General features: G+C 66.6%; 20 protein-coding genes. 11 read left to right on the forward strand and 9 right to left on the reverse strand.

What is annotated here, in order from left to right:
* Positions 1-30: 30 nt before the first annotated feature.
* Entirely contained in the window at positions 31-1,155 is a 1,125-nt protein-coding gene (locus AB4118_RS05390) for a zinc-dependent alcohol dehydrogenase family protein (protein WP_441488762.1), read from the forward strand.
* Positions 1,156-1,550: 395 nt separating this feature from the next.
* Here AB4118_RS05390 and AB4118_RS05395 read toward each other — a convergent pair whose 3' ends face one another.
* From AB4118_RS05395 to AB4118_RS05420, 6 genes are all read right to left on the reverse strand, one after another.
* Positions 1,551-2,984: an aldehyde dehydrogenase family protein gene (locus tag AB4118_RS05395; protein ID WP_441488763.1), complete on the reverse strand. Its 1,434-nt coding sequence runs from the start codon at positions 2,982-2,984 to the stop codon at positions 1,551-1,553.
* 17 nt (positions 2,985-3,001) lie between these two features.
* Positions 3,002-3,703 (reverse strand): ABC transporter ATP-binding protein, encoded by a 702-nt coding sequence (locus tag AB4118_RS05400; RefSeq protein ID WP_441488764.1) that lies wholly within the window; start codon positions 3,701-3,703, stop codon positions 3,002-3,004.
* Between the two features lie 2 nt (positions 3,704-3,705).
* Entirely contained in the window at positions 3,706-4,455 is a 750-nt protein-coding gene (locus AB4118_RS05405) for an ABC transporter ATP-binding protein (protein WP_441488765.1), read from the reverse strand.
* Positions 4,452-5,393: a branched-chain amino acid ABC transporter permease gene (locus tag AB4118_RS05410; protein ID WP_441488766.1), complete on the reverse strand. Its 942-nt coding sequence runs from the start codon at positions 5,391-5,393 to the stop codon at positions 4,452-4,454. Before AB4118_RS05410 ends, AB4118_RS05405 begins: the two co-directional genes overlap by 4 nt.
* The gene (locus AB4118_RS05415; RefSeq protein ID WP_441488767.1) at positions 5,393-6,286 is read right to left on the reverse strand and encodes a branched-chain amino acid ABC transporter permease; all 894 of its coding nucleotides are present in this window, start codon (positions 6,284-6,286) and stop codon (positions 5,393-5,395) included. The genes AB4118_RS05410 and AB4118_RS05415 overlap by 1 nt, the downstream gene beginning before the upstream one ends.
* A 198-nt stretch (positions 6,287-6,484) precedes the next feature.
* Complete coding sequence (locus tag AB4118_RS05420) at positions 6,485-7,786, reverse strand: ABC transporter substrate-binding protein (RefSeq protein ID WP_441488768.1); 1,302 nt, start codon at positions 7,784-7,786, stop codon at positions 6,485-6,487.
* A 248-nt stretch (positions 7,787-8,034) separates the two neighbouring features.
* Between AB4118_RS05420 and AB4118_RS05425 the strand changes: the two genes are divergently transcribed.
* The 3 genes from AB4118_RS05425 to AB4118_RS05435 are packed head-to-tail and all read left to right on the forward strand — an operon-like array spanning position 8,035 to position 11,203.
* Positions 8,035-9,180, forward strand: coding sequence for a CaiB/BaiF CoA transferase family protein (locus tag AB4118_RS05425; protein WP_441488769.1), 1,146 nt, complete (start codon positions 8,035-8,037; stop codon positions 9,178-9,180).
* Positions 9,181-9,195: 15 nt separating this feature from the next.
* Positions 9,196-10,350: an acyl-CoA dehydrogenase family protein gene (locus tag AB4118_RS05430; RefSeq protein ID WP_441488770.1), complete on the forward strand. Its 1,155-nt coding sequence runs from the start codon at positions 9,196-9,198 to the stop codon at positions 10,348-10,350.
* A 1-nt stretch (position 10,351) separates the two neighbouring features.
* Positions 10,352-11,203 carry an HTD2 family dehydratase gene (locus tag AB4118_RS05435; protein ID WP_441488771.1) on the forward strand — a complete coding sequence of 284 codons (852 nt, stop codon included), beginning with the start codon at positions 10,352-10,354 and terminating at the stop codon, positions 11,201-11,203.
* A 105-nt stretch (positions 11,204-11,308) separates the two neighbouring features.
* On the opposite strand, the gene AB4118_RS05440 is transcribed toward AB4118_RS05435, so the two are convergent.
* On the reverse strand, positions 11,309-11,935 hold the full coding sequence (locus AB4118_RS05440; RefSeq protein WP_441488772.1) for a glutathione S-transferase family protein: 627 nt from the start codon (positions 11,933-11,935) through the stop codon (positions 11,309-11,311).
* Positions 11,936-12,202: 267 nt separating this feature from the next.
* Between AB4118_RS05440 and AB4118_RS05445 the strand changes: the two genes are divergently transcribed.
* From AB4118_RS05445 to AB4118_RS05460, 4 genes are all read left to right on the forward strand, one after another.
* Positions 12,203-14,155: a bifunctional 2',3'-cyclic-nucleotide 2'-phosphodiesterase/3'-nucleotidase gene (locus tag AB4118_RS05445; protein WP_441488773.1), complete on the forward strand. Its 1,953-nt coding sequence runs from the start codon at positions 12,203-12,205 to the stop codon at positions 14,153-14,155.
* A 236-nt stretch (positions 14,156-14,391) separates the two neighbouring features.
* Positions 14,392-15,387 (forward strand): iron ABC transporter substrate-binding protein, encoded by a 996-nt coding sequence (locus AB4118_RS05450; RefSeq protein WP_441488845.1) that lies wholly within the window; start codon positions 14,392-14,394, stop codon positions 15,385-15,387.
* A gap of 56 nt (positions 15,388-15,443) precedes the next feature.
* Positions 15,444-17,033 (forward strand): ABC transporter permease, encoded by a 1,590-nt coding sequence (locus AB4118_RS05455; RefSeq protein ID WP_441488774.1) that lies wholly within the window; start codon positions 15,444-15,446, stop codon positions 17,031-17,033.
* The gene (locus AB4118_RS05460; RefSeq protein ID WP_441488775.1) at positions 17,030-18,115 is read left to right on the forward strand and encodes an ABC transporter ATP-binding protein; all 1,086 of its coding nucleotides are present in this window, start codon (positions 17,030-17,032) and stop codon (positions 18,113-18,115) included. Before AB4118_RS05455 ends, AB4118_RS05460 begins: the two co-directional genes overlap by 4 nt.
* Positions 18,116-18,191: 76 nt before the next feature.
* Here AB4118_RS05460 and AB4118_RS05465 read toward each other — a convergent pair whose 3' ends face one another.
* Positions 18,192-19,868, reverse strand: a complete 1,677-nt coding sequence (locus AB4118_RS05465) for an acyl-CoA dehydrogenase family protein (protein ID WP_441488776.1) — start codon at positions 19,866-19,868, stop codon at positions 18,192-18,194.
* A 79-nt stretch (positions 19,869-19,947) separates the two neighbouring features.
* Positions 19,948-20,832, reverse strand: a complete 885-nt coding sequence (locus AB4118_RS05470) for a DMT family transporter (RefSeq protein ID WP_441478411.1) — start codon at positions 20,830-20,832, stop codon at positions 19,948-19,950.
* Positions 20,833-21,036: 204 nt separating this feature from the next.
* Here AB4118_RS05470 and AB4118_RS05475 point away from each other — a divergent pair, with 204 nt between their 5' ends.
* The 3 genes from AB4118_RS05475 (at position 21,037) to aac(6') (ending at position 22,974) form a co-directional block, all read left to right on the forward strand.
* Positions 21,037-21,894, forward strand: a complete 858-nt coding sequence (locus AB4118_RS05475) for a YihY/virulence factor BrkB family protein (protein ID WP_441488777.1) — start codon at positions 21,037-21,039, stop codon at positions 21,892-21,894.
* Positions 21,895-21,952: 58 nt separating this feature from the next.
* Positions 21,953-22,465 carry a GNAT family N-acetyltransferase gene (locus AB4118_RS05480; protein ID WP_441488778.1) on the forward strand — a complete coding sequence of 171 codons (513 nt, stop codon included), beginning with the start codon at positions 21,953-21,955 and terminating at the stop codon, positions 22,463-22,465.
* 62 nt (positions 22,466-22,527) lie between these two features.
* Entirely contained in the window at positions 22,528-22,974 is a 447-nt protein-coding gene (gene aac(6') / locus AB4118_RS05485; RefSeq protein ID WP_441488846.1) for an aminoglycoside 6'-N-acetyltransferase, read from the forward strand.
* Positions 22,975-22,994 lie beyond the last annotated feature (20 nt).

Here is a 22,994-nt window from a genome sequence, read left to right on the forward strand (position 1 = left end):
ATAGAACTCAGCCTGCCCGAGGAAACGCCCGTGAAGATCCGCGCCGCCGTCCTGAATGCCAGCCCCGTCGCCGCGCCCTATGCGCGCTCCAGGCCGCTTGCGATCGAAGAGGTCGAGCTCGCTCCGCCCGGTCCGGGCGAGGTCCTGGTCCGCGTGCGGGCCGCCGGACTCTGCCATTCCGACCTCTCGGTGATCGACGGCAACCGGCCCCGCCCGGTGCCGATGGTGCTCGGCCATGAGGCGGCCGGCGAGGTCGTCGAGCCCGGCCCCGGCGTGAACGACCTCAAGAAGGGCGACCGCGTCATCATGGTCTTCGTCCCCTCCTGCGGCCATTGCGCGCCGTGCAGCGAGGGTCGCCCTGCCCTGTGCGAGCCCGGCAACGCGGCCAATGGCGCAGGCGAGCTGCTCGGCGGCGGGCGCAGGCTCTCGGCCCATGGCCGGGCGGTGAACCACCATGTCGGCGTCTCGGCCTTTGCCGAGCATGCGGTGATCTCGCGCTACTCGCTGGTGAAGATCGAGGCCGATATCCCGCACGAGATCGCGGCGCTGTTCGGTTGCGCGGTGCTGACCGGGGTTGGCGCCGCGGTGAACACGGCAAAGGTCCGCGCCGGCGAGAGCGTCGCCGTCGTCGGCCTTGGCGGCGTCGGGCTGAGCGCGCTGCTCGGCGCTGTCGCCTGCGGCGCCGCCCGCGTGATCGCGGTCGATCTCTCCGAGGACAAGCTCCGGATCGCCCGCGAGTTGGGCGCTACCGACACCTTCAATGCCGGCGATACCGGCGTCGTCGAGGCGATCCGCGCGGCGACCAAGGGCGGCGTCGACCACGGGCTGGAGATGGCCGGCTCGGTCAAGGCGCTCGACCTCGCCTACCAGATCACCCGGCGCGGCGGCACGACGACCACGGCCGGCCTTGCCAACCCGGCGCACACGCTCGCGCTCGCTCCGGTCAAGCTGGTCGGCGAGGAGCGGACCCTGAAGGGCTCCTATGTCGGGAGCTGCATCCCCGGCCGCGACATCCCGCGCTTCATCGACCTCTACCTGCGCGGCAAGCTGCCGGTCGACAAGCTGCTGACCAGCACGAGCGGGCTCGACGAGATCAACGAGGGTTTTGACGCGCTGGCCGAAGGCCGCACGATCCGCCATGTGATCCTGATGTAGGCATCCGCCTCGAGGCTCATGCCTTGGGGGGCGTCGGCGCGCGCCGCGCCAGCGCAGCCGCAAGCGTGGCCGCGAGCATCAAGGCGGCAGCGACCACTGCCAGCGCCGCGAACCCGGCATGATCGTAGAGCGGCCCGAATGCGGCCGTGCCGACCGACGCGGGATTCAGCGCGACGTGCCCCCTCTCCCCTTGCGGGAGAGGGTTGGGGTGAGGGGTCGCGCGACGTTGGAAGGTTTGAGGCTTGCGGGGCGATAACCGGCAAGGGCACCGCGCCCCCCTCATCCGACCCTTCGGGCCACCTTCTCCCGCAAGGGGAGAAGGTGGGGCGCGATTCCCTCCCGATAACTATCGGAGAGGGTTTTCGGCGAGGTTCCCGCGCTTCACCGTGAAAGAGTCAGCCGTGCTTGTGGACGATCGTCTTGGTCACCGCGAACTCTTCCAGCGCCATGAAGCCCTTCTCGCGGCCATGGCCGCTCTTGCCGGTGCCGCCGAAGGGCAGCTCGATGCCGCCTCCGGCGCCATAACCATTGATGAAGACCTGCCCGGCGCGGACGCTCTTGGCGACACGCTGCTGGCGCCCGCCATTGCCGGTCCAGATGCCGGCCACGAGTCCATAGGCGGTCGAATTGGCAAGCCGGATGGCGTCGCTCTCGTCCTCGAACGGGAACGCCGAGAGCACCGGCCCGAAGACCTCCTCCTGCTCCAGGCGGTTGCCCCGCGGCACCGGACCGAACAGGGTCGGCGTGACGTAGAAGCCGCCATTCGGCACGCCCTGCGCGATCTGCCCCTCGGCGAGGACCGGGATGCCCTGCTCGCGGGCCTGGTCAATGAAGTTCTGCACCCGGCCCTGCTGCCTGGCGTTGATCACCGGCCCGCAATCGAGATCCATTTCCGGCGTGCCGGCCCGCAGCATGGAGAACTGCCTGGCGACGGCGCCGACGAACGCGTCATAGACGTTTTTCTGGACCAGCACGCGGCTGCCGGCGGAGCAGGTCTGCCCGGTGTTCTGCACGATGGCCTTGCAGACGATCGGAACCGCCGCGTCGAAATCGGCATCGTCGAAGACGATCTGCGGGGACTTGCCGCCGAGTTCCAGCGTGCAGCCGATCAGGTTCTCGGCGCAGGCCTTCTGCACCATCTTGCCGACCTCGGGCGAGCCGGTGAACGACATGAAGCCGATGCCGGGATGGGCCGAGAGTGCGGCGCCCGCCTCATGGCCGCGCCCGGTGACGATATTGATCGCGCCATCGGGAAAGCCGACCTCGGAAGCGAGAACGGCCAGTCTGAGCGCCGTCTGGCAGGCCTCCTCCGCGGGCTTGAGCACCACCGCATTGCCCATGGCGAGCGACGCCGTCAGCGAACGGCCGAACATCTGCGCCGGATAGTTCCAGGGCAGGATATGGCCGGTGACGCCGTGCGGCTCGTGCACGACGCTGACGCTGTACCCGTTCATGAAGGGGATGACATGGCCATGCACCTTGTCCGCCGCGCCGCCATAGAATTCGAAATAGCGCGCCGTCGCCTCGATATCGGCCCTGGCCTGCGCCATCGGCTTGCCGGTATCCTGCGCCTCGATCCTGGCCAGTTCGTCGAAATGGTCCTGCACCTTGAGCGCGAGCTTCGCAATCAGCCGGCCCCGCTCTGCCGCCGTCAGCTTGCCCCAGGCACCCTCATAGGCGGCTTGCGCAGCCTTCACCGCATCGTCGATATCCTCGGCCGTGCCGCAGGCGATGCGGGTGAATTCCTCGCCGGTCGCGGGCGCAAGCACCGCCATGGTTTCGCCTGTCCGGCCGTCGACATGGCGGCCATTGATGAAATGCTGCGTCATAGGGTGTCCTTCCGAAGTCAATGCAGGCCTGCGGCTTCCAGCGAACTCGCCGCCAGACCGCCGGCAATCTCGGTCACCTCGCCGCGCTCGATCGCATAGCTGCGCTCGGCGAAGGTCCGGAGCAGGCTGGGATTGGATTCGGTGATGAGCAAGGCGATGTCGGGATGGCTGTCGCGCAGGGCGCGCAAGGCAGCGGCATAACGATTGGCGAGCACGGGGGCGAGCCCCTGGAACGGCTCATCCAGCAGAATGATGCGCGTGCCGACCATCAGTGCGCGCGCCAGCGCAGCCATCTTGCCCTGCCCGCCGGAGAGGCCGGCGGCCGGCCGGTGGCGCAGATCGGCGAGTTCCGGCAGCACCTGGTAGACGCCTTCCAGGCGCCTGGCGATCTCGGCCTCGCGCACCTTCATCACCTCGGCCGGCAGGCGGATATTCTCCTCGATGGTGAAGGTCGAGAACAGGCGGCGGTCTTCCGGGGCGTAGCCGATGCCAAGGCGCGGGCGCTCATGCGGCTTGACCTGCAGCAACGGCCTGCCGTCGAAGAAGATCTCCCCGGCAGTCACCTTCATGAAGCCCATGATGGCACGCAGCAGGCTGGTCTTGCCCGCGCCATTGCGGCCGATCAGCGCCACCGTCGCGCCCTCGGCGAGGGACAGATCGACCTTGCGCAGCACCTGCACGCCCTCGATCTCGGCAGTCAGGCCCTTGATCTCCAGCATGATCAGACTCCCACGCCGATGACGGTCTCGCGGACCTCGGGATGGTTCAGGATCTCGTCGGGCGTGCCCTCATGGGCAATGCGCCCACCGGCCCAGACGGCGACGCGGCTGGCGTAGCGCGCGACCACATCCATGTCGTGCTCGACGAAGATGGCGGTGGTGGCGCGGGCATCGAGCGCACGGGTGAGCGTATCCATCACCTGGAATTTCTCGTGGCTGGAAACGCCGCTGGTCGGCTCGTCCATGAAGATCAGCTTCGGTTCGAGCGCGAGCGCGACCGCGATGTCGATGAGCTTGCGCATGCCCTCCGGCAGCTCGCGCACGATGCGGCGGCCGGCCTCCTTCAACCCGACGATGTCGAGCAGCGCCCACATCTCCTCGGTCTTCGGATGACGGTCGAGCCTGAGGAAGGGCGACCATGTCCCCTCCCGGGCGCTGAGCGCCAGCAAGAGGTTCTCGATCACCGTGTTCTCGAGGAAGAGCTGCGGGATCTGGAAGGAACGACCGACGCCGAGCCGGGTGATGGCGCGCGGCGAGAGCGCCGTGATGTCGCTTCCCGCGAAGAACACCCACCCCGCCTGCGGCTTGAGATAGCCGGTGCAGAGATTGATGAAGGTGGTCTTGCCGGCGCCGTTGGGTCCGATGATCGCGATGCGCTCATTGGCGTGGACCTTGAGGCTCGCGCCATTCGCGGCCTGCACGCCGCCGAAGCGCAGCTCGAGGTCCCGGGCTTCGAGGATGAGTGCGCTCATTGGCCCGTCCCCGCCGGCTTGCGGCCGGTCATCAGGCCATAGAGCCCGTTCGGCGCGAAGAAGATAATGACGAGAAGCATCACGCCGAGCACCGCATGCCAGGTCTCGGGCGCATAGACCGCCGCATAGCCCCGGATGATCTGGAACATCAACGCCCCGAGGAAGGGGCCGACGACGCCGCCCACCCCGCCCAGGATGGCGATGAAGACGAACTCGCCCGAACGGACCCAATAGGCCAGTTCCGGCGTGACATGGCCGGAGACGAGCGCGATGACCGCCCCGCCGAGCCCGGCCAGCAGGCCCGACAGCACATAGGCGCCGAAGAGCACCTTGCGGCTGGAGACGCCGAGATATTCGAGCCGCGTCTCGTTCGACTTGATCGCCTCCAGGGCCTTGCCGCCGGGCGAAAGGAGATAGCGCGCGACGCCGAGCGCTGCGAGAACCGCCAGGCCCAGCGTGATGTAGAAGATCCAGAGCTCGAACTCGCCGCGCTCGAGGCTGATGCCGGCGAGCGTGGGGCGCGGGACGCGCTTGCCATCGGCACCGCCCGTGATCGAGAACAGCTTCTCCAGCAGCGAGAAGAACACCATCGAGATGGCAAGGTTCAGCATGCCGAAGAAGATCGCCCGGTAGCGCACGACGAAGAGCCCGACCAGGGCCGCAAGCAGCCCGGAGGCCGCGGTTGCGACCGGCACGAGGATCAGCACCTCATGGCCGAAGCGGGCCGCCGCCATGAAGGCGACGACATAGGCGCTGAAGGCGAAATAGAGCCCATGGCCGAAGGAGACCTGCCCGGCCCGCAGCAGCACGAGGATGCCGAGCGCCGCCAACCCCTCGCACAGCGCGACGGTCAGGATGACCGTCGACCAGGGCGAGAGCAGCGGGAAGATGATGAGCGCAGCGAGCAGGCCCGCGCCGATGATGAGCTGGCGGGCCATCACACCTTCCTCGTCTGTACGGTGGTGAACAGGCCCTCGGGCTTGATCAGCAGCACCGCGACCATGATCAGATAGGGGATCAGCACGTCGAATTCGGGCGCGAAATAGACGGCGACCGAGCGGCCGAGCCCGATCAGCAGGGCCGCGACCGCCGCGCCCTCGATGCGGCCGAGCCCGGCGGTGGCCGCGACCGCGAAGGAAAGCACGATCATGCCCGAGCCGATGCCGGGGGTGAGCGAGGTCGTGGCCGAGGAGAGCGCGCCGCCAAGCGCGGCAAGCGAGGCCCCGATGATGAAGGTGATCAGGTAGACCCGCGTCGCGTCGATCCCCATCGCGGTTGCCGCTTCGCGATCCTGCGTCACGGCCACGATGGCACGGCCGAAGGCGGTGCGGCGCAGGAAGAGGCGCAAGCCCACCAGCACGAGAAGCGCCACGACCGGGATCAGGATGAGCTGGTACTGGGTGTAGAAGATGCCGAAGACCTCGATGGTGCCGAGCCAGTTCATCGGCGCATTGGCGAAATAGGGCTGCACCCCGAAGACGACCTTCTGCGCATCCTCGAGGATCATGAAGACGGCGAAGGTGACGAGCAGCTGCAGCACCTCCTCCTTGCCGTAGATCCGCCGCAGCAGCAGTGTCTCGACCAGCCCGCCGACGACGACGCCGACCAGCACGGCTGCGACGATGAAGAAGGGAAAGGCCAGCCAGGCCGGCAAGCCCATGCCTGTCATCGCCAGCACGCCGGCGGCCGCGACATAGGCGCCGATCGCATAGAAGCTGCCATGCGCCACGTTGAGCACGCCGAGCACGCCAAAGATCAGCGACAGCCCGACCGCGACCAGGAAGATCAGCGAGCCATAGGCGAGGCCGTCGAGCGCCGCGAGAAAAAGCATTTCAGGAGGCATGAACCGGCTTTTCGTCCTTGCGCCACAGGGTTGAAGCGTCATCCCGGCTGCGGCGAAGCGCCAAGGCCGGCATCCATCGCGGGGTCAGTGATCGACGATGGTTCCGGCCCGCCCGGAGTGACGGCAGCAGTCTGGAGGGGGTGAACGGGCTGATCCGGCTCGAACCGGGACAGCCCGCCATTCGCCTCACTTCGCGTAATCGAAGGTCTCGATCGACGTGTCGGTCACCAGCTCCGGCTTGACCTTGGCGAACCATTCCAGCGACTTCTCGCCGAGCGGCGTCGTCACCAGTTTGCCGGGATAGAGCGCCATCTTGTCGTAGACGGCGAAGGGATAGTCCGGCACGCGCTTGGTGGTGCCGAGCAACTGGTCCTCGAGCCCCTGATGGTCCGAACGGATCGAGATCGTCCCGGTCAGGCTCTTGAACTCGAGCCCTTCGAAGGCCGCGATCACCTGCTCCTTGCTCGGCCATTTTCCGCCCGCGGCCTGGCCTGCCTTCTCATAGGCCTTGGCGAGCCCGATCACGGCCTGCGCCATGTGGAAGGTCGGATAGATCGGGTAGACACCGGTCTTGTCCTTGTACTTCTTCACGAAGGACAGCATCTCCGGCGAGTTCTTGTGCTTGGGGTGCAGCCAGTAATGGTCGCCGCGCCCGCCGATGATCACGCCCTCGGGCAGGACATTGCCGAGGCGCTCCAGCGAGCTCTCCGCGAGCGGCAGCACGAAGGTCGACTGCTTGAGCAGGCCGCGCGCCGCCGCCTGCTGGACGAAGGTGTCGAGATCGCCGCCCCAGGAGGTCGAGAGCACGACATCGGGCCGCAGGGCGGAGAGGCGCGTGATCTCGGTCGAGAAGTCGGGAGCCCCGAATTTCGGGAAGAGTTCGGCAACGACCTTCACATCGGGCTTCAGCGCCTTCAGCCCGGCCTGGAACAGGGCCCAGGATTCGCGCCCCCAGGCATAGTCCTGGTTGACGACCGCGATCGTCTTGAAGTCCGGCTTGGCCTTCATCAGGTAGAGCAGGGTCGACATCATCTCGGCGCCGGCATGAGCCTGGGTGCGCACCGAGTATTTCCACTTGCCCTCCTCGAAGATGGTCTGCGTGCCGCAATCCCACATTACGTTGACGACCTTGAGGTCCTCCGCGACGGGGGCGAGCGCGTTGCAGCTGCCGCTCGAAATCGCGCCGAACATCACCTGCGCGCCCTGTTCCTGCACGACGCGGCGGTATTCCGAGAGCAGCTGGTTCGTGCCGGCGCCCTCGTCGACATAGACCGGCTTCACCGGCACGCCGAGAACGCCGCCCTTGGCGTTGAGCTCCTCGATCAAGAGATCGGCCGCGTTCTTGCCCGGCACACCGAAGACGGAGGCCGGGCCGGAGAGGAAGGTCGCGATGCCGACCACGAGCTCCTTCGGCTTGTCCTGCGCCAGCGCCGGCGCGCCCAGCATCGCAGCAGCGGCAAGCGCCGCCGCCCATTTCATCCTCACCATGGTGCATCTCCCTCATTGCACTGGGGCGCGCTCTTGCGGCGGCGCGTCTCCCGGGGCCGAAAGGGGCGCATAGGCGAAAGAGGCCGACAAGAAGAATAAAGCGATGAAGGCCATAGCGATTTTCTATAGTCCGTCCGCCGGACGCGCTCGGTTCGCCGCGCTATGGATGCCATCGCAAAACTCTATTTGACTTGCGTGGCTCGAAAGGTCCGTTTCGCCCGCAGGACAAGACCAACTGGCTTAACGTGATGACGAATGCTCTCGAAGGAATCTTGGTCGTGGCGCTGGAACAGGCCGTCGCCGTGCCAGTGGCGACCTGCCGGCTGGCCGATGCGGGGGCGCGCGTCATCAAGCTCGAACGGGCGGAGGGCGATTTCTCGCGCGGCTATGACGACTACGCCAATGGCCTGTCCTCCTATTTCGTCTGGATCAACCGCGGCAAGGAATCCTGCCGCGTCGACCTGAAGCAGCCCGACGACCTCGCCATGGTCGAGGCGATGCTGGCCAAGGCCGATGTCTTCATCCAGAACCTCGCTCCGGGCGCGACCGGCCGCCTCGGCATCGGCAGCGCCGAGCTGCGCAAGCGCCATCCGCGCCTGATCACCTGCGATGTCTCGGGCTATGCGCCCGGCACGCCGCATTACACGCGCAAGGCCTATGACCTGCTGATCCAGGCGGAGGCCGGCTTGTCCTCGATCACCGGCAACGAAAGCTCCGGACCAACGCGGATCGGCGTCTCCATCGCCGATATCGCCACCGGGAACGCCGCCTATGCCGCGATTCTCGAGGCTCTGCTCCGGCGTGCCCGCACCGGCGAAGGCTCGCAGATCGCGCTCTCGCTGTTCGACACCATCGCCGACCTGATGAACGTGCCCTATCTGACCCGGCGCTATGGCGGCATCGAGCCGCCACGCCTCGGCCTCGCCCATCCCTCGATCGCGCCCTATGGCGTCTTCGAGCTCGCCGATGGCAACGTGCTTCTGGCGGTGCAGAGCGAGCGCGAATGGCAGGTCCTGGCGCGCGAGGTGCTTCAGGACGAGGCCCTGGCCAACGACCCGCGCTTCGCCAGCAATGTGCTCCGCGTCAGGGAACGGGCCGCGCTCGATGCCGCGATCCAGGCGATCCTGATCGCACGGCCCTTTGCGGCCGTCACCGCCGCGCTCGATCAGGCCGCAATCGCCTATGGCACGGTCTCGAGCGTCGGCGACCTGATCACCCACCCGGCCGCGACGACGCTGACGGTCGAGACGCCGGCGGGTCCGATCGAGGTCCTGGCCCCTCCCGCCATCGTCGACGGCCAGCGCGCGCAGATGCGGCGCGTGCCGGAGCTCGGCGAGCATGAAGCCGCTCTGCGCGCCGAATTCGCCGTGACGGCCGCCGCCCAATCCGCCTGAGACAAGCAGCACGCCATGCAAGACCTCGATCACACCGAGATCCGCGACGCCGTCGCAAAACTCTGTGCCGATTTCCCCGGCGAATACTGGCGCAAGCTCGATCGCGAGATGGCCTATCCCGCCGAGTTCGTCACCGCGCTGACCGAAAGCGGGTTCCTCTCGGCCCTGATCCCGGAGGAGTATGGCGGGGCCGGCCTGCCACTCTCGGCCGCGACCGTGATCATGGAGGAGATCCAGCGGCAGGGCTGCAATGGCGGCGCCTGCCACGCCCAGATGTACATCATGGGCACGCTGCTCCGGCATGGTTCTGCCGAGCAGAAGCGCAACTATCTCCCCAGGATCGCGTCCGGCGCCCTTCGGTTGCAGGCTTTCGGCGTCACCGAGCCGACGAGCGGCACCGACACCACCTCGCTGCGCACTTTCGCCCGGCGCGAGGGCGACCACTATGTCGTCAACGGGCAGAAGATCTGGACGAGCCGGGCAGCGCAGTCCGACCTGATGCTGCTTCTGGCCCGCACGACGCCGCGCGAGCAGGTCGCCAAGCGCACCGAGGGGCTCTCGGTCTTCATCCTCGACATGCGCGAAGCGCTGAAAGCCGGCCTCACCATCCGGCCGATCCGGACGATGATGAACCATGCCACGACCGAGGTGTTCTTCGACAATGTCCGCGTGCCTGCCGAAAACCTGATCGGCGAGGAGGGCAAGGGCTTTCGCTACATCCTGTCCGGCATGAATGCCGAGCGCATCCTGATCGCCGCCGAATGCGTCGGCGATGCGAAATGGTTCATCGAGAAAGCCTCGAACTATGCCAGGGAGCGGCAGGTCTTCGGCCGCCCGATCGGCCAGAACCAGGGTGTCCAGTTCCCGATCGCGAAGGCCTACGCCAACATGCGCGCCGCCGAGCTGATGGTGCGCGAGGCGGTGCGGCTCTACGAGCAGGGCAAGGATTGCGGGGCCGAAGCCAATATGGCGAAGATGCTGGCGGCCGACGCCTCGTTCGAGGCGGCCAATGCCTGCGTGCAGACGCATGGCGGCTTCGGCTTTGCCGAGGAGTATGACATCGAGCGCAAGTTCAGGGAGACACGGCTCTACCAGGTCGCGCCGATCTCGACGAACCTGATCCTGTCCTATCTCGCCGAACATGTGTTGGGCATGCCGAGGTCCTACTGAGATGAGCATCGATCTTGACGCCCTCAAGCGCTGGACCGGCAGGACTGAAGCAGCCGCCGACCTCGTCACACCGCGTCTGGTGCGGAGCTTCGAGGCGACCTTCGCGCCGCACCTGGCGCCCTATGCCGAGGGTGAGGCGCCGCTTGCCCTGCACTGGTGCCTGGCCCAGCCGATCGCCCCGATGGGCGCGATCGGCACTGACGGCCATGCCGCCAAGGGCGAATTCCTGCCGCCCGTGCCGCTACCGCGCCGGATGTGGGCTGGCGGAACGATCGAGACCCTTGCGCCGCTGCAGACGGGCGACGAGGTCACGCGCCGCTCGGTGATCGGCGACATCTCCTACAAGCAGGGTCGCACGGGGCCGCTCTGCTTCGTCGCCGTCGACCACGAGCTTATTACGCCACGCGGCGTCGCGCTTCGCGAGCGCCACAACATCGTCTACCGCGAAGCCGCCAAGCCGGGCGCGCCCGCCTCCCCTGCGCCCGCACCGGAGGACCCGCGACCGGCCGATCTGGTCTGGCAGGTCGCGAGCTCACCGGTCTTCCTGTTCCGCTACTCCGCCATCACCTTCAACAGCCATCGCATCCATTACGACTATCCCTATGTGACGGGTGAGGAAGGCTATGACGGCCTCGTCGTACATGGGCCGATCCAGGCGACGCTGCTGCTCAACATCATCGCGACGCTGTCGGGCGGCGAACCGATCAGGCTGGATTACCGCGGCGTCGCGCCACTGATCGCAGGCGACGATTTCCTGGTGAAGGCCAAGCGCCTGCCCGATGGCGGCATCGCGGCATGGACGGAAGGGTCCGATGGCCGGGTACGCATGGAAGGCGTCAGCCGCGCTGCGTAGGGCATCGGCCTGAAAAGTGGATACCGGTTTTCGGAAAAGCCGATGCAACGACAAAGCGCTGCAGCATCAGACTGGACACGATAACCGGTATGATGCTGCAGCCGCTCAGGCCGGAGGAACGAAGGGCTGCGCGATCGCCTGAAAGACCGGCAGCGCTTCCAACCTTGCGGCCTCGTCGGCAAGTGTCGGGTAGTCGCTGGGCGAGGCCATACCAGGATGGGCCTCCATCAGGAAGCGCCAGGCCACCGCAAGCGCGATATCGGCGTGCCCGACACGCCCGGCGAACGCACCGCCTGCACTGTGCTGGCTGCGCTCCGCCTCCAGGATGGTCAGCGTCGCGAGGATCTGGGCGCGGCAGCGCTCGGCCCAGACCTGCGACATCTCCCGATGCAGCTTCATCTCGTAGAACAGGCTGACGGCCTTCTCGGCGAAGCCCATCGCCAGCCCGGCCGTGCGCACCGCCCGGTGCCGGGCCGGTTCCGTGACCGGGAACAGACGGCGTTCGGCGGCGACGAGACCGTCGAGATAGTCGAGCATCCCGTGGCTTTCGACCAGCACGAGACCGTCATCCAGCACGAGCGTCGGCACGCGCGTCAGCGGGTTGTAGGGCCGGATCTTCTCGGCATCGCCGAAGACCGACCATGGCCGATGCTCGAAGGGCAGTTCGTACAGCCTCAATGCGATGCCGACGCGCCGCACGAAGGGGGAATCATACTGGCCGATCAGGATCATGCGGGGCGCCTCCTGTCGAAGCCTGCCATCGGCCGACGCGTCCAGGCAAGCAAGGCGGGAGAGCTGCAAGCAGCCACTCATCTTTGGCGTGCCATACGACCGGCACGATGCTCGCCCAAGCTGCGTTTGGACGAAATCATCCAAACGCAGGAAACGCGGTCGACTCTAATAGTTTAGAGCATGCTTTATGCGAATAACCGTTGCCAGTTTTTCGCAGCATGCTCTAGCCTCGCGACATTCAGAACAGATATCCAGAGGCTGGGTCCGATGTTACGCGCAACCCAATTTAGCCGCCGTGAAACCCTCAAGGCCGGAGCAGCCATGGCCGCCGCAGCGACGCTGCCTTCCGGCCTCGCTGCGCAGAGCCCCGTGAAGCTCAAGCTGCGCGTGCTGGAGACCACCGATCTCCATGTCAATGTCGTGCCCTACGACTATTTTCGTGACGCCGCCGACGACACGGTCGGCCTCGCCAAGACGGCGAGCCTGATCAAGCTGGCGCAGGCGGAAGCCAGGAACAGCATCCTGTTCGACAATGGCGACTTCCTGCAGGGCTCTTCGCTCGGGGACTTCATCGCCTACAAGAAGGGGCTGAAGCCCGGCGAGACGCACCCGATGCTCGCTGCCATGAACGCCCTGCCCTATGCCTGCGGTACGCTCGGCAATCACGAGTTCAATTATGGCCTCCCGTTCCTTGAGAACGGCCTCGCTAAGGCGGAATTCCCGCTGGTCTGCGCCAATGTCACGCGCCCCGAAGGCACACCGCTGATCGACCCCTGGATCATGCTCGACCAGAGCTTCGAGGACGAGGCCGGCCAGAGGCAGCTGCTCAAGATCGGCGTGATCGGCTTCGTGCCGCCGCAGATCATGCAATGGGACAAGGGCAATCTCGACGGCAAGCTGGTGGCAACCGACATCGTCGATGCCGCCCGCAAGCACCTGCCCGACCTGCTCAGGGCCGGACCCGACCTGGTCGTCGCGCTCTGTCATTCCGGCATCGCAGGCGGCGTTCGCAAGGGCATGGAGGAGAATGCGGCACTGCATCTCGCCAGGCTCGACGGCATCGACGTGATCCTGACCGGCCACCAGCATCTGGTTTTCCCGGGCGGCAAGGCCTTTGATGGCATCGAGGGCGTCGACAACAAGCTGGGCTCTCTGCACGGCAAGCCGGCCTGCCAGCCCGGCTTCTGGGGGTCGCATCTCGGACTGATCGATCTCGAACTGGAAAAGCGCGACGGGCGCTGGAAGGTTGCCGCCTTCAAGGTCGAACCGCGCCCGATCTTCGAGCGCACGCCGGACCGCAAGATCGTGTCGAAGGCCGCCACCGAACAATCGGTGCTCGCAACCGTGAAGGCCGATCACGAGGCGACGCTGATCTATATGCGCGAGCCGGTCGGCTCCACCGCGAGCCCGATCAACAGCTATTTCGCGCTGGTTGCCGACGATCCCTCGGTCCAGATCGTGGCCGAGGCGCAGACGGCCTATGTGGAAGGCCTGATGGCGCAGACGCAGTGGAAGGGGCTGCCCGTGCTCTCTGCGGCCGCGCCCTTCAAGTCCGGCGGCCGCGCGGGGCCGAGCTTCTACACCGATATCCCGGCCGGCCCGATCGCGATCAAGAACGTCGCCGATATCTACCTGTACCCGAACTCCGTGCAGGTGGTGAAGATCACCGGCGCCGAGGTGCGCGAGTGGCTGGAGCGCTCGGCCGGCATCTTCCACCGCATCGACCCGGCCAAGACCGAGGAGCAGCCGCTGATCGACCCCGGCTTCCCCCCCTTCAATTTCGATGTGATCGACGGCGTGACCTACCGGATCGATGTGACCCAGCCCTCGCGCTATGACGGCAATGGCGCGCTTGTCGCGCGCGACGCTCGCCGCATCGTTGACCTCGCCTATGCTGGCAAGCCGATCGACGACCAGGCCGAGTTCATCATCGCGACCAATAATTACCGTGCCTCGGGCGGCGGGAACTTTCCCGGCACCAGGACGACCGTGGTGCTGGAGGCGCCCGATCTCAACCGCGACGTGATCGTACGCTACATCATCGAGAAGAAAACGATCGAACCCAAGGCCGATGGTAACTGGTCGCTGGTAGCACTTCCGGCCGGCGTGAACGTCACCTTCCTGACTTCGCCAGCCGCAGCCGGAAAACTGCCAGCTGATTTGAAGGCGCAACCGGCTGGCGATGGTGGTGACGGATTCGTGAAGTACCGTCTTCTGTAAGACAACCTTACGACATCACGCACAGCAAACAGTCGTTAATACAGAGAGTAAGCTGTCGGCAAATTATCTTACCTTCCCAAACCTCAGTTTAGATGAATTCTAATAACTGTCATCTTCGTTGACAGCGATATTTTTGATGCCAATACGTATTCGCGCGACATCAACTGTCGCGCCGATAGATTTCAACCCAGAGACACGCCATGGCTTTCTCCTTCCGACATCTGGCGTCCGCCCTGATGCTGGGCATCCTCTCGTCCGGGGTTTCGAGCTTTGCGCTCGCCCAGGCGGCGCCGGCCCCCAGCCCCGAGGGAATCGTCGTCTACAACGCCCAGCATGAGAGCCTGACGCGAGCCTGGTCGGACGCCTTCACCAAGGAAACCGGGATCAAGGTGACGCTCCGCAAGGGCAGCGATACCGAGCTCGGCAACCAGATCGTCCAGGAAGGCGCGGCCTCCCCGGCCGATGTCTTCATCACCGAAAACTCGCCCGCGATGGTGCTGGTCGACAATGCCGGCCTGTTCGCCCCGCTCTCGCCCGCCACGCTGGACCTCGTCCCCGACGCGCTGCGTCCGGCCAATGGAAAATGGCTCGGCGTTGCGGCCCGCTCGACCGTCTTCGCCTATGACAAGACGAAGCTGAGCGAGGACAAGCTGCCGAAGTCGATCATGGATCTGGCCTCACCGGCCTGGAAGGATCGCTGGGGCGCCTCGCCGTCCGGCGCCGATTTCCAGGCAATCGTGGGTGCGATGCTCGTCCTCAAGGGCGAGGCGGAGACCGCGACCTGGCTCAAGGCGATGAAGGCGGGCTCCAAGCCCTATCGCGGCAACAGCGTCGCGATGAAGGCGGTGAATACGGGCGAAGTCGAAGGCGCCGTGATCTACCACTATTACTTCTTCGGCGATCAGGCGAAGACCGCCGAGAACAGCGGCAATGTCGCGCTGCATTATTTCCGGCACCAGGATCCAGGCGCCTTCGTCAGCGTCTCCGGCGCCGGTGTGCTGGCCTCGAGCAAGCACAAGCCGGAGGCCGAGGCCTTCGTGAAATGGGTCGCCGGCAAGGGTGGCCAGGACATCCTGAGGACCGGGGATTCCTTCGAGTATGCCGTCGCCAAGGGCGCGGAATCCAACCCCAAGCTCGTGCCCCTGCCGCAACTCGAAGCGCCGAAGGTCGAACCGTCCAAGCTTGACAGCAAGGCGGTCACCGAACTCATGACCAAGGCCGGGCTGCTCTGACAGCCCCTCTGCCGGGCAGCGAGCCGCCATCGCTGCCCGTGCAAATCGAGAATCTTATGAGCACGGTATCCGAGCCCGCTGTCAGCACGTCGCTGCAGAGACACCCAGCCCTGCGGCCGCTGCACGGGCGCCTGAACGAGGCCGTGACGGTTGCAGCCGCGCTTGTCGCCCTGCTCTGCCTGGCACCGCTCGCGTTCCTGATCGCGATCACCATCCAGACCGGCGCGGACACGGTCGTCGCGCTGGTTTTCCGCGCGCGCGTCGGCGAACTCCTGCTGAACACGCTGCTGCTCGAGCTCTGCGTCGTCCCGGCCGCGGCTGCGCTCGGCATCCTGCTCGCCTGGCTCACCGAGAGGACGACGATCCCCGGGGCACGCGCCTGGTCATGGCTTGCCGTCGCGCCCCTGGCGGTACCGGCCTTCGTCCAAGGCTATGCCTGGGCGAGCTTTGCCCCCCACCTCCATGGCCTGCCCGGCGCGACCCTGATCTCCGTACTGGCCTATACGCCCTTCATCTATTTGCCCGTGGTAGCGCAGCTCCGCCGGCTCGACCCGGCGCTGGAAGAGATTGCGACCTCCCTCGGACGCTCGCCCCGCCAGGTCTTCACCCAGGTCGTGCTGCCGCAGCTGCGCCTCCCGGTTTCCGGCGGAGCACTTCTGATCGGCCTGCACCTGCTGGCCGAATACGGGCTGTTCGCGATGATCCGCTTCGACACCTTCGCAACGGCGATCATCGACCAGTTCCAGTCGAGCTATAACGGTCCGGCAGCCAACATGCTGGCCGGCGTGCTGGTACTGTGCTGTCTCGGCCTGCTGGTGCTCGACCGAGCATTGCGCGGCCGTGAACGTCAGGCCCGCGTCGGCAGTGGGGCGCCGCGTACGGCTCCCCGGCTGAAGCCCGGCCGAATCTGGACGCTGCCGTGCCTCGGCCTGCTTCTCACCTATGCACTGCTCTCGCTCGGCGTCCCCAGCCTGACGCTCGGACGCTGGCTCGTTCTCGGCGGAGCGGACGCCTGGCGGATCTCCGATCTCGCCGGTGCCTTCGGCACGACCGTCTTCTATGCCGTGGCCGGCGCCGCCCTCACGAGTGCTGCCGCCATCCCGATCGCCTGGCTGTGCGTGCGGCGGCCAGGGCTCTGGCAACGGCGGCTCGAAGCCTGCCATGTCTATGTCGGCTCGCTGCCGGGCATCGTCGTCGCGCTCGCGCTGGTCACGATCACGGTCCGCGTGGCGCTGCCCTTGTACCAGAGCTGGTTCATGCTGCTCGTCGCCTATGCGCTGATCTTCCTGCCGCGCGCGCTGATCGGTCTGCGCGGCAGCCTCGCGCAGGTGCCGGTAGAGCTCGAATGGGCGGCTTCGGCGCTCGGGCGGCCGCCCTTGCTGGCGGTGTTGCAGGTCACGCTGCGCCTGGCCGCGCCGGGGCTTGGCGCGGCAATGGCGCTGGTCGGACTTGGCATCACCACGGAGCTGACCGCCACGCTCCTGCTCTCGCCCAATGGGACGCGGACGCTGGCGACGGAGTTCTGGTCGCTGACCGGCGAGATCGACTATGTCGCGGCGACGCCCTATGCGGTCCTGATGATCATCCTCTCCATCCCGATGGCCGTGATGCTGCACCGGCAGTCGCGAAAGGCGAACGGCCTGTGAGCGTCCTGACCGTTTCCGGCCTGAGCAAGCAGTACGGCGCGACGCTTGCCCTCGACGATATCAGCTTCTCGGTCGCGCCCGGCATACGGGCCGCGATCGTCGGCCCCTCGGGATCGGGCAAGACGACCCTGCTGCGCATCATCGCGGGCTTCGAGACGGCCGCCGCGGGCACCGTGACCATCGGCAACGAGATCATCGTCGATGGCGGGCTTGGCGTCCCCGCGCATCTGCGCGGGATCGGCGTCGTGACGCAGGACGGCTCCCTGTTCCCGCATCTCAGCATCGCCGAGAATATCGGCTTTGGGCTGACGCGGAACCAGACCGACCGGGATGCCCGGATTGCAGAGCTGATGGACATTGTCGAACTGCCGCGCAGCATGGCTGAGAGGCGGCCCCACCAGTTGTCCGGCGGCCAGCAGCAGCGGGTCGCCCTCGCCCGTGCGCTCGCCCGGCGGCCGCGGCTGATGCTTCTGGACGAGCCCTTCTCCGCCCTCGATACCGGGCTGCGCGAGACCATGCGCCGCAAGGTGGCCGACGTGCTGCGAGAATTCGCGGTGACCGCGATCCTCGTCACGCATGACCAGGGTGAAGCGCTCGGCTTCGCCGACCAGCTCGTCGTGCTGAAGGAGGGCCGACTGGTCCAGGCGGGGCCGCCGCGGCTGCTCTACATGCAACCACGCAACCCCGCGATCGCTCGTTTCCTCGGCGACGCGATCCTGCTGCAGGCGGAGCTGGCCGATGGCGCGGCGCGCTGCGCACTCGGGCAGATTGCGATCACCGACCGAACCCGGCGCGGCCCGGCAACGATCCTGCTGCGCCCCGAACAGCTTCGCCTGCGGCCATCGGCCGCCTCAGAGCTCGCTGGCGGCACCGGAGGGCGGATCGTCGAGGTCGAGTTCGGCGGCGCCAGCAGCCTCGTCACGATCGCGCTCGATGCGGACACGGACACCCTGCTGCAGTTGCGCTCATCCGACCTGTCCCCGCCGGAGCCGGGAACGCATGTGGCGATCGAGGTCTCCGGCGCGGCCTACCCGTTCGATGGCGCGACCGCCCTGGAGTCTGCCGGGAAGGCGAAGCGCTAACGCATCGACCCGAAGAGTGGATTGCGGTTTTCGGAAAAGCCGATGCAAACACAGCCGGCTTCCTCCGGCGGGTCCGTCAGCCCTCGACCAGCCGCCGTGCGATCACCTGCGCCTGAATCTCCGCCGCACCCTCAAAAATGTTCAGGATGCGGGCGTCACAGAGGACGCGGCTGATCGGGTATTCCAGCGCAAAACCATTGCCGCCATGGATCTGCAGCGCGTTATCGGCGGCGGCCCAGGCAACCCGGGCGCCGAGCAGCTTGGCCATGCCGGCCTCGAGATCGCAGCGGCGCTCGGCATCCTTCTCGCGAGCGGCGAAATAGGTGAGCTGGCGGGCGATCAGGATTTCAGCCGCCATCATCGCGAGCTTGTCGGCGACGCGCGGGAAGGCGATCAGCGGCTTGCCGAACTGGATGCGCTCCTGCGCATAGCGCAGCCCCAGATCGAAAGCCGATTGCGCCACGCCGATGGCGCGCGCCGCCGTCTGGATGCGGGCCGCCTCGAAGGTCTGCATGAGCTGCTTGAAGCCCTGGCCTTCGACGCCACCGAGCAGGTTCCCGGCCCTGACCTCGAAACCGTCGAAAGCGAGCTCGTATTCCTTCATCCCGCGATAGCCGAGCACCTCGATCTCGCCGCCGTTCAGTCCGGCAACCGGGAACGGGTCTTCGTCCGTGCCGCGCGGCTTTTCGGCAATCAGCATGGAGAGGCCGCGATAACCAGGCGCGTCCGGATCGGTGCGGACAAGCAGCGTCATGATATCGGCGCGAACGGGATGGGTGATCCAGGTCTTGTTGCCATGGACCTTGAAGACATCGCCATCCCGCACCGCCTTGGTGCGCAGCGAAGCGAGGTCCGAGCCGGTATTGGGCTCGGTGAAAACGGCCGTCGGCAAGGTCTCGCCCGCGGCGATCTTCGGCAGCCAATGCGCCTTCTGCTCCGGCGTGCCGCCACAGAGGATGAGCTCGGCCGCGATCTCGGAGCGGGTGCCGAGCGAGCCGACGCCGATATAACCGCGCGAAAGCTCCTCCGAGACGACGCACATCGAGACCTTGCTGAGGCCCATGCCGCCGAATTCCTCGGGAATGGTCAGGCCGAAGACGCCGAGCTCGGCCATTTTCTCGACGACCGGCATCGGGATGTAGTGGTTCTCCAGATGCCATTCATGCGCATGCGGCGTCACCTCCGCCTCGCAGAAGCGGCGCATCTCGGAGCGGATCGCTTCCAGGGTCTCGTCGAGGCCGGGATCGCCGACACTGGCGAGCCCCTGCGACTGGCTGAACAAGGCGACGAGGCGCGCGCGGTTTTCCGGCGTGTTGCCCTCGGAGATCAGGGTTTCCGCCGCTTCGCCACGCGCGGCGGCGATCGCCTTCTGGCCAAGGCCGAGCGCCGGGAGCCTGACGATCTCGCCCTGGCTCATCGGGATGCCGCCAAAGATCTGGGCTGCATATTCACCGGCGCCGACGCGCAGCGCGTAATCCTCGGTGGCGCCGTAGCGGTCCTCCACCTGCAGGCGCTCGCCATAGGCCTTCAGCTCTCGCAACGCCATGACATAGGTCGCGAGCCAGGACAGGCCATGCGCCGCGTGCTGCTCGGCTTCGAGCCTCGAAGACGAGATCTTGCCGTCGACCAGCACCTTCTGGCGTACCGCAGCGATCGCCTGGTCGAGCAGCGTCTCGAAGCCTGGCAGCGCGGCACCGATCAGCTCGACGGCGGAGCCAGGGGCCTCGGAGTGGCGGGCGACGTTGGCGCTCATGATCTCTCTCCCTTTGTTGCGACGCAGCATAGGAGAGAATCTGGCGAATCCGAAATCCGCCTTTCGGCTGGGGGCCAGACTATTTTCGACTGGCCAGCACGACGCCGAGCACCGCCACAGCCATGCCGACGAGCTGGAGCGGCGTCAGCGTCTCCCCGAAGAGCAACCAGGCCTCGACCGCGACGGCCGGCGGCACGAGATAGAGGAAGGTCGCGGTGCGCGAGACTTCGCCACGCCGGATCAGCCAGAGATAGAGCCCGATTCCACCGAGCGAGAGCGCCAGGACCGACCAGGCCAGCACCAGGGCCATGGTCAGGTTCCACTCGATCCGCATCGGTTCGAGCGCATAGGCGACGGGCAGCGTGACGAGGAAGGCCGCGGTGTACTGCCAGGCGGTCACGGTCCGCAGATCGCCGGTGACGATGCGCTTCTTCTGATAGAAGGAGCCGAAGGTCACGGCGAACATCGCGACGATATTGACGCCGACCGGCAGCAGGATGCCGGCGAGCGCCTGCGGATCGACGCCGACCAGCTTCGGCTCGAGCACCAGGGCGATGCCGAGGAAACCGCAGAGAATCCCGGCCCAGCGCACCGGCGAGATGCGTTCGCCGACCAGAAGGGGGGAAAACAGCGCAGTCAGCACGGGCTGAAGGCCGGCAATCAGGCCGGAAACTCCGGCCGGCAGGCCATGGCGCACCGCCCACCAGACGCCGCCGAGATAAACGGCATGCAGCAGGATACCGGTGACGATGCAGTCGATGATCGCGCGGCGGCCCTTCGGCCAGGGGGCACCGACGGCGAGCGCCAGGCCGATGAGCAGCAGGCCGGCACAGGCATAGCGCACGGCCAGGAAGGTCAGCGGGTCGGCATAGCGCGCGGAATAGCCTGCAACGATCCAGCCGCTCGACCAGAGAAGCGTGAAGACGAGCGGGATGACGCGCAGGAACAGGGGCGATTCGAGCATGGGCACCGGCTTTCGCTGATCGCCCTGATAATCCCGGCGCAAGCGCTTGTCGCCGTCCGACGACGCCGGGACGGCATGTCCGGGCGAGGGAACGAATGCGTCATGCCGGGCCAGCGAGGGGCCGCGGGTGAATCGGGCACAGAGCCTGGATGACGGCGGGGCGGGTTGAGGTCACAATCAGTGCCCGCTCGCCCGAGTCTCCGCATGTCGCTGCTGTCCGTCCCCTCCCTCGCCTTCGAGCGTTTCCTCGCCCATGATTCCTGGGCGATCGCGAGCCATATCGCGCTCTCCGTGCTGATGTCGCTCTTCCCCTTCCTGATCCTGGTGACCGCGCTCGGCGGCGTCTTCGGCACGCAGAATGCGGCCGATGAGGCAACCGCGCTGCTGCTCGAAGCCTGGCCCAAGGAGATCGCCATCCCGATCGCACGCGAGGTGCGCTCGGTGCTGACGGCGGTCCGCAGCGACGCGCTGACCTTTGGCGCGCTGCTGGCGCTGTATTTCTCGTCGTCCGGCGTCGAGGCGCTGCGCATCGGCCTCAACCGTGCCTACGAGGCCTATGAATGGCGGGCCTGGTGGCACACACGGCTGGAATCGATCCTCTACGTGATCGGCGGCGCCGTGTTCATGCTCTCCTTCGCGTTTCTCGTGGTGCTCGGGCCGCTGGTCCTGCGCTGGCTGATCGGCTTCGCGCCCTGGCTGGCGCCGCTCTCCATCCTGCTCAGCTTCCTGCGCGTCGCTGGCGCGACCATGCTGATCGTGCTGGCGCTGATCGTCGCGCACAGCACGCTGCCGGCCCGCGCCCCGCATATCCGGACGCTCTGGCCCGGCATTCTCGTCACCCTCGCCTTCTGGCTCGTCGGCGGCCTCGGCTTCGGCTGGTATCTCGACGGCTTTGCAGGTGCCTATGTCACGACCTATGCCGGCCTTGCGACGGCGATGATCGCCCTCGTTTTCCTCTACTGGCTCGCCGCGATCTTCCTCTATGGCGCAGAGCTGAACGCCGCCTTCGCGATCGCCAGGGCTCCAAAGGCCGATCCCGGCGAGGCGATCGCGGGGCTGTAGGGTGGTCTCCGGCGCTGCTGCGTTGACGCGCAGCGGCGCGGCTGCTTTCTGTCCGCCCATGATCGAAACGCCACGCCTGCTCCTGCGCCCTCACGCGCTGGAGGATTTCGAACCCTGGTACGCGATGTTCTCGGACCGGGACCTGTTCCGGTTCATTGCCGTGCCGCACTTGTCGCGGGAAGATGGCTGGAACAGGATGCTGCGCTATGCCGGCCACTGGTCGCTGCTCGGCTACGGCATGTTCGCCGTCTTCGACAAGGCAAGCGGCGAACTGGTCGGCGATGTCGGCCTCGCTGATTTCCACCGCGGCCTGGGCGAGCGCTTCGACGGTTTCCCGGAAGCCTCCTGGATCATGGCGCGGTCGACTCACGGACGGGGTCTGGCAGCAGAGGCGGTCGCCGCCAGCCATGACTGGCTTGCCCGCACGCACGCCCCCGCCCGCACCGTCTGCATCATCACCCCCGAAAACGTCGCCTCGCTGCGCCTGGCGGACAAGTTCGGATACCGGCCCTTCGGAAGCACCACCTATAAGGGCGGTCCCTACACCATGCTGGAACGCCTGGCGTCGTGACCGGCGAGCGCGACCGCATTGTTGCCGATCCAACTGGCAAGAGGGACGCGGCTGGTCCGATACTGATCGAAACCTGCACGGATGAGACGCAGGAGGACTGGATCAGGCTGCGCTTGGCCCTCTGGCCGGATTCGACCGCGCAGGAGCATCGCGACGAGGCCGTGGGCATTCTCGCAAGTGCGAACGATACCGCGTTCATCGCGCGGGACGATGTTGGCCTGGCCATCGGCCTTGCCGAGGCCGCCCTGCGGCACGACTACGTCAATGGCTGCGAAACCTCGCCCGTCGGCTTCCTCGAAGGGATCTATGTGGCGCCCGGCTGGCGGCTCCACGGCGTCGCCCGGGCGCTTTGCGCAGCCGTCGAGACCTGGGCAAAGGGCCATGGCTGCATGGAACTCGCCTCGGACACCGACCTGTCCAATGCCGTCTCGCAGCAGACGCATGAGGCGCGCGGTTTCGAGGAAACCGAGCGGGTGGTGTATTATCGCAAGCCGCTACAGGCCGGCTGAGCTCTTGCCCAAGCGTTATT

The organism is Allobosea sp. 2RAB26 (assembly GCF_052115465.1).
Lineage (GTDB): Bacteria > Pseudomonadota > Alphaproteobacteria > Rhizobiales > Beijerinckiaceae > Allobosea.

Coding starts and splice junctions, on each gene's coding strand:
- AB4118_RS05450 (WP_441488845.1), top strand. CDS start 14,392: ATGCTGGGCATCCTCTCGTCCGGGGTTTCGAGCTTTGCGCTCGCCCAG.
- AB4118_RS05400 (WP_441488764.1), bottom strand. CDS start 3,703: ATGCTGGAGATCAAGGGCCTGACTGCCGAGATCGAGGGCGTGCAGGTG.
- AB4118_RS05465 (WP_441488776.1), bottom strand. CDS start 19,868: ATGAGCGCCAACGTCGCCCGCCACTCCGAGGCCCCTGGCTCCGCCGTC.
- AB4118_RS05475 (WP_441488777.1), top strand. CDS start 21,037: ATGTCGCTGCTGTCCGTCCCCTCCCTCGCCTTCGAGCGTTTCCTCGCC.
- AB4118_RS05410 (WP_441488766.1), bottom strand. CDS start 5,393: ATGGCCCGCCAGCTCATCATCGGCGCGGGCCTGCTCGCTGCGCTCATC.
- AB4118_RS05455 (WP_441488774.1), top strand. CDS start 15,444: ATGAGCACGGTATCCGAGCCCGCTGTCAGCACGTCGCTGCAGAGACAC.
- AB4118_RS05430 (WP_441488770.1), top strand. CDS start 9,196: ATGCAAGACCTCGATCACACCGAGATCCGCGACGCCGTCGCAAAACTC.
- AB4118_RS05405 (WP_441488765.1), bottom strand. CDS start 4,455: ATGAGCGCACTCATCCTCGAAGCCCGGGACCTCGAGCTGCGCTTCGGC.
- AB4118_RS05395 (WP_441488763.1), bottom strand. CDS start 2,984: ATGACGCAGCATTTCATCAATGGCCGCCATGTCGACGGCCGGACAGGC.
- AB4118_RS05440 (WP_441488772.1), bottom strand. CDS start 11,935: ATGATCCTGATCGGCCAGTATGATTCCCCCTTCGTGCGGCGCGTCGGC.
- AB4118_RS05420 (WP_441488768.1), bottom strand. CDS start 7,786: ATGGTGAGGATGAAATGGGCGGCGGCGCTTGCCGCTGCTGCGATGCTG.
- AB4118_RS05415 (WP_441488767.1), bottom strand. CDS start 6,286: ATGCTTTTTCTCGCGGCGCTCGACGGCCTCGCCTATGGCTCGCTGATC.
- AB4118_RS05435 (WP_441488771.1), top strand. CDS start 10,352: ATGAGCATCGATCTTGACGCCCTCAAGCGCTGGACCGGCAGGACTGAA.
- AB4118_RS05425 (WP_441488769.1), top strand. CDS start 8,035: ATGACGAATGCTCTCGAAGGAATCTTGGTCGTGGCGCTGGAACAGGCC.
- AB4118_RS05445 (WP_441488773.1), top strand. CDS start 12,203: ATGTTACGCGCAACCCAATTTAGCCGCCGTGAAACCCTCAAGGCCGGA.
- AB4118_RS05480 (WP_441488778.1), top strand. CDS start 21,953: ATGATCGAAACGCCACGCCTGCTCCTGCGCCCTCACGCGCTGGAGGAT.
- AB4118_RS05470 (WP_441478411.1), bottom strand. CDS start 20,832: ATGCTCGAATCGCCCCTGTTCCTGCGCGTCATCCCGCTCGTCTTCACG.